The 902-nt window shown below is 59.9% G+C and carries 1 protein-coding gene; it reads left to right on the top strand.

Annotation, left to right across the window (positions count from 1 at the left end):
• Positions 1 to 65 precede the first annotated feature (65 nt).
• The gene (locus ATHL_RS17810) at positions 66 to 890 is read left to right on the top strand and encodes a hypothetical protein (protein WP_162787805.1); all 825 of its coding nucleotides are present in this window, start codon (positions 66 to 68) and stop codon (positions 888 to 890) included.
• Positions 891 to 902: the final 12 nt, after the last annotated feature.

Here is a 902-nt window from a genome sequence, read left to right as displayed (position 1 = left end):
CCCGGTGCAACTCCGGGCAGGTGATTTTGGGACCTTCACAAGTGAATACCGGATGCAAGGCTGTCTTGACCCGACCTGTGAAATTCCAACCCTGGAGCGGCAGGGGCAAATCAATCCACATTTGCCCCTGCTCCGCTCGGCGGGGGCGCATTTCACGAGGAGGTCAAACCATGAACGCTACGCTCAAATCCAAGTTGTTTACCCTGATGGGGTTGTCGCTGGAGGAAGCCATCCGCAAACTCGACGAAGAGCTGCCGGAAGACGCTTACAAGCCAGTCCCCGGGGCGGTCGAACTGACCGACATCTCCCCGGCGCACATGCGCAATGTGCTGAACGAAGTCTTCGGACTTTGTGGACTGGGCTGGGGCTACACTTTCGAGGCAAACGACGTGAATGTGGAGCAGGAAGGCAATCGCTATGTGGCGATCCTGAAGCGGATGGTCTTCTGGTACAAGGTGGTCTATGAGGACGGCACACTTGGGACTGCCACCGTAGAATCCACCGGCGCCAGTGAGAACTTCCAACCGGCGTATGCCCTGAAGGGTGCGATCACCAGTGCCTTGAGCAATGCCGCCAGCAACATCGGCTTTCAGGAGTCGGTGTACATGGGACGGCGGAGCCACCGCACGGTGAACGGCGGGAATGGGACGCCTGCGCCAGCCCCCGCGCCTCGTCCCCGTTTGCAACCGCGGACGGGAGAGGAAGCCACCGTGGACGATGTGGACAACTTCATCGTTCCCACGGTGTTCAAAAAGCACGGCGGGATGCGGTTGAGTGAGTTGCCCCGCAAATCGCTGGAGTGGTACGCCAACGAGATGGAGGCTACTTCAGAGGCGGCGAAAGCCTTCCAGATTGCAGCGCGGGCGTACCTTGCCAGGCATCCGGCATAGTGCAGGGTTCCA

Source organism: Anaerolinea thermolimosa (assembly GCF_001050195.2).
Taxonomy (GTDB): domain Bacteria; phylum Chloroflexota; class Anaerolineae; order Anaerolineales; family Anaerolineaceae; genus Anaerolinea; species Anaerolinea thermolimosa.
Note: the sequence above shows the minus strand (reverse complement) of the source record. Positions and strands in the feature narration are given on the sequence as shown.